The sequence below is a fragment of the Streptomyces sp. NPDC006265 genome, assembly GCF_040613555.1.
Classification (GTDB): Bacteria; Actinomycetota; Actinomycetes; order Streptomycetales; family Streptomycetaceae; genus Streptomyces.
Map to the genome: position 1 here is coordinate 1 of NZ_JBEXSH010000110.1, position 4,745 is coordinate 4,745.

Genomic DNA, 4,745 nt, shown 5'->3' on the forward strand with positions numbered 1-4,745 from the left:
GCTCTCTTTCCCCGCCGGGGGGCCGGCGGGGGCCGGTTGTCCCCCGCGCCGGCCCCGGGGGGCGGGCGCCTTTTTTTTCCCCCCCCCCCCCGCGGGGGGGGGGGGGGGCGGTAACGGCCTGCGCGGGGCTCGCCCCGTCGGCGACCGTGGGAGCGGACCTGGGTCCCCGTCACCGCGCGACCGGCTTCTGCGGATCCGCCCGCGCGCGCCGTCCTGCGCGACCAACTGCGTCTGTCGCCCCAGCAGCCGCTGCGCCTGCCCACCCCGGCCGACCCACGCCTGGCCGCCGTCTGCGCGCTCGTGCACGCCGACCCGGCCGACGTGCGCACCCTCGCCGAGCTCGGGGCCGCGACCGGGGTGGGGGAGCGGACCCTCAGCCGGCTCTTCCGCGGCGAGTTCGGCATGACCTTCCCGCAGTGGCGCACCCAGTCGCGGCTCTACCACGCCCTGCGGATGCTGGCCGACGGCCTGCCCGTCACGACCGTGGCCCACCGGTGCGGCTGGTCCTCCGCCAGCGCGTTCATCGACGTCTTCCGCCGCTCCTTCGGCTACACGCCGGGCAGCCACCACCGGCGCACCGGGACCCGGTGAACCGACCTGCCTACCGACCGGTAATAATGCGCGGCAGGCCTTCAGAGGAGGAACCGTGTCCCGGTCCGAACGCTCGCCCCTGCTGCTCGCCGGCCTCCTGGCCACCGCGGGCGTCGCCCACTTCACCACCCCACGCCCGTTCGACGCGACCATCCCGCGCGGCCTGCCCGGCACGCCCAGGGCCTGGACCTACGCGAGCGGCGCCGCCGAGCTCGCGCTGGCCGCCGGCCTGGCGCTACCGCGCAGCCGCAAGGCCGCCGCGCTGGCCACGGCGGCCTTCTTCGTCGGGGTGTTCCCCGCCAACGTAAAGATGGCCGCCGACTGGCGCCACCGCCCCACCCCGCACAAGGCCGCCGCCTTCGGACGCCTGCCCCTGCAGGTGCCCCTCGTCCTCTGGGCCCGCGGCGTCGCCCGGAACGCGGAGGGCAGGCCGTGACCGCGCGCATGGAGACCGGGGACAAGGCCGAGGACTTCGCCCTGCCCGACGAGACCGGCACCGTCCGCAGCCTGTCCGGACTGCTCGCCGAGGGTCCGGTCGTGCTCTTCTTCTACCCGGCCGCCCTGACCCCGGGCTGCACCGGCCAGGCCTGCCACTTCCGCGACCTCGCCGCCGAGTTCGCCGCCGTCGGAGCACGCCCCGTCGGCATCAGCGGCGACGCCGTCGAGCGGCAGCAGGAGTTCGCCGGACGGCACGGCCTCGGCATGCCGCTGCTGTCCGACGCCGACGGCGCGGTCCGCGAGCGGTTCGGGGTGAAACGCGGCTTCTCCCTGGCGCCCACCAAGCGCACCACCTTCGTCATCGCACAGGATCACACCGTCCTCGACGTCGTCCGCAGCGAACTGCGCATGAACGCGCACGCCGACCGGGCGCTCACCGCGCTGCGCGCCCACCGGGCCTGACACCGTCCCGAATGCTGCGTCGCGGTTGATAGCGGGCGGCAAAGGGATAATCCTGGACGATATGGAGGACGCCTCCGCTGCTGCGATCATCGACGCCCGCGGCATCCTGACGGGGTGGAGCGAGGGAGCCCGGCGGCTGACCGGCTATCCGGCCCGTGAGGCCCTGGGCCGTGCCGTACGGGAGCTGCTCGCCGAGGCCGTGCCGCCCGAGGCGATGTCCGCGCGGTCCGGCACCGTCATGGTGCGGCACCGCGACGGCTACCTCGTCGGGCTCCGCGTCAGAGCCTGCGCCGTGACCGGCCCGGACGGGGAAGCGGGCGGATATGTGATCACCGCCGCGTCGCCCGGCCGCGGGGAGACGTCCCTCGCAGGCCGCGCCTTCCAGCAGGCGTCCATGGCGATGTCCGTCTTCGACACCAGCCAGCGCTACCTGCGGCTCAACGACGTCGCCTGCCATGTCATGGGCGTGTCCGAGGAGACCCTGCTCGGCCGGCACTTCCCGGAGACCGTGGAGGAGGCGGAGCACAGCCGCGGCTTCAACTGGCACCTGCGGCACGTCGTCGAGACCGGCCGGCCACTGAGGTACGAGAGCTACACGGGTGCACCGTCCCTCAACCGGGAGCACGCCTGGGTCACGGAGATGTGGCCGGTCCGGGACGCCGCCGGGGAACTGGCGGGAACCGCCCTGGCCGCCTTCGACAGCACCGAGCAGTACTGGGCCCGGCAGCGCCTCGCCCTGCTGAACGAGGCCGCCGCCGCCATCGGCACCACTCTGGACGTGGTGCGCACGGCCGAGGAGCTGATCGGGGTCGTGGTGCCCCGGTTCGCGGACTTCGCGAGCGTGGACCTGTTCGACTGGGTCCTCGGCGCGGACGAGGCTCCTGCGGCGTCCGCCGAGGAGATCACGCTGCGGCGGGTGGCCCACGGCTCCGTCACCGAGGGCACCCCGGAAGCGGCCGTCCACGTGGGAGAGATCGACGTCTACCCCTCCTTCTCGCCGATCGCCCGGGCCATGCGGGAGGGCCGGGCCATCGTCAGCCAGGCGGGTGAGCCGGCGTTCATGCGCTGGGTCGCCGAACGCAATTCCCGTGCCCCCGCAGGACGCCCCTACCGCAAGGGCGTCCACTCGATGATGGCCGTACCGCTGCGGGCCCGCGGCACCACGCTGGGTGTCGCCGTGGCCGTACGTGTGGCCCAGCCCGACGACTACGCCGACGACGACGCCGTGTTCGCCGAGGAGCTCGCCAGCCGGGCCGCGGTCTGCGTCGACAACGCCCGCCGCTTCGCCCGCGAGCGCACCACCGCCCTCGCCCTCCAGCACAGCCTGCTGCCGAGGGGGCTGCCCGGCCAGGCCGCCGTCCAGGTCGCCCACCGCTATCTGCCCTCCGGCTCGGCGGCCGGCATCGGCGGCGACTGGTTCGACGTGATCCCGCTGTCCGGCAGCCGCGTCGCGCTGGTCGTCGGGGACGTCGTGGGGCACGGCATCCCCTCCACGGCGACCATGGGCCGGCTGGTCACGGCCGTCCGCACCCTCGCCGACGTGGACCTCCCGCCCGACGAGCTCCTCACCCACCTCGACGACCTGGTCACCCATCTCGCCTCGGACGACGAGGGCGACGAGGTCGCCGAACTCGGCGCCACCTGCCTCTACGCCGTCTACGACCCCGTCACACGCCGGCTGAACCTGGCCGCCGCCGGGCACCCCGCACCCGCCCTGGTGCTGCCCGACCGATCCGCCCGGCTGATCCCCATGAGCGCGGGACCCCCGCTGGGCGTGGGGGGCCTGCCGTTCGAGGCGACGGAGCTCCAACTGCCCGAGGGCTCCGTCGTCGCCCTCTACACCGACGGACTCATCGAGGACCGCGACCGCGACGTCGATCACGCCACCGACGAGCTGTGCCGCGCCCTGACCGTGCCCGCCGACTCGCTGGACGCCCTGTGCGACACCGTACTGAAGGCCGTACTGCCCGAGGAGCCCAGCGACGACGTGGCCCTGCTGCTGGCCCGCACCCGCGGCCTGCCGTCCGCCCAGGTTGCCACCTGGGACATCCCCGCCGACCCGGCACTGGTGGCGCCCATCCGCAAACAGGTCGTCGACCAGCTCGAACGCTGGGGGCTCATCGACGCCACGTTCACCGCCGAGCTGGTCGTGAGCGAGCTGGTCACCAACGCCATCCGCTACGGCGCACCGCCCATCCGGCTGCGCCTGATCCATGACACGGCCACCCTGATCTGCGAGGTGTCCGACACCAACCACACGGCGCCGCACCTGCGCCGGGCCAAGACCTGGGACGAGGGCGGCCGCGGGCTGCTGCTGGTCGCCCAGCTCACCCAGCGGTGGGGCAGCAGGCACACCGGCGAGGGCAAGACGATCTGGGCGGAGCTGGCCCTGCTCGACGACGAGATCTGAGTCACCCGCAGTCTCTGCGGTCAGCGGGCTCTGACCAGGACAGCGGGGCCCCGGGTCTCTTACCGACGCCTGGTTTCATGGGCGGGCACCGCTTGATCGCGCCCCGGAGGACCCCGCCCTGAACACCCCGCTCGCCGAAGTCCTGTCCGTGGCGCTGCTGGCCGCCGTGCTCGTCTGGGCCGTCGCCCGCCCGAAGGACCTGCCCGAGGCCGTGCTTGCGGTGCCCGCCTCCGGGGTCGCCGTCGCCCTCGGAGTCGTCTCGCCGGATCACGCCTGGGAGGAGATCCAGCGGCTGGGGCCCGTGGTGGGCTTCCTCGCGGCCGTCCTGGTGCTCGCGCACTTCTGCGACGTCGAGGGGCTGTTCACCGCGTGCGGAGCGTGGATGGCCCGCTGGGCGGCGAGGCGCCCCACGCGGCTGCTGACCGCGGTGTTCGCGCTGGCGTCCGTCATCACGGCCGTGCTCAGTCTGGACGCCACCGTCGTCCTGCTCACTCCGGTGGTGCTCGCCACCGCGACCCGCATGGGCGTGCGGGCCCGGCCGCACCTGTACGCATGCGCCCATCTGTCGAACACCGCCTCGCTGCTGCTGCCGGTCTCGAACCTGACCAATCTGCTGGCGTTCACGGCGAGCGGGCTGAGCTTCACCCGCTTCGCCGCGCTGATGGCGCTGCCCTGGCTGGCCGCGATCGGCGCCGAGTACCTGGTGTTCCGGCGCTTCTTCGACGAGGGGCTCGCGGCGCCCCTCCCCTCCCCCGACGTCGAGCCGCGTCCCGAGCCGCTCCCGCTGTTCCTGCGCCCGCGTGTCCATGCCTGCTCCCACGTCGGACAGCGGAGTGCTGGCCAC

The 4,745-nt window shown here is 74.0% G+C and carries 3 protein-coding genes and 2 pseudogenes; all 5 read left to right on the forward strand.

The window, feature by feature from the left end:
• Positions 1-204: 204 nt before the first annotated feature.
• Positions 205-591: pseudogene (locus tag ABZ281_RS12250) on the forward strand (AraC family transcriptional regulator); the annotation flags it as partial.
• A 55-nt stretch (positions 592-646) separates the two neighbouring features.
• Positions 647-1,027 (forward strand): DoxX family protein, encoded by a 381-nt coding sequence (locus ABZ281_RS12255; RefSeq protein WP_356654670.1) that lies wholly within the window; start codon positions 647-649, stop codon positions 1,025-1,027.
• Positions 1,024-1,491: a peroxiredoxin gene (locus ABZ281_RS12260; RefSeq protein WP_356654672.1), complete on the forward strand. Its 468-nt coding sequence runs from the start codon at positions 1,024-1,026 to the stop codon at positions 1,489-1,491. Before ABZ281_RS12255 ends, ABZ281_RS12260 begins: the two co-directional genes overlap by 4 nt.
• A gap of 61 nt (positions 1,492-1,552) precedes the next feature.
• Positions 1,553-3,901: a SpoIIE family protein phosphatase gene (locus ABZ281_RS12265; RefSeq protein WP_356654674.1), complete on the forward strand. Its 2,349-nt coding sequence runs from the start codon at positions 1,553-1,555 to the stop codon at positions 3,899-3,901.
• A gap of 199 nt (positions 3,902-4,100) precedes the next feature.
• Positions 4,101-4,745, forward strand: a pseudogene (locus ABZ281_RS12270) (SLC13 family permease); the annotation flags it as partial.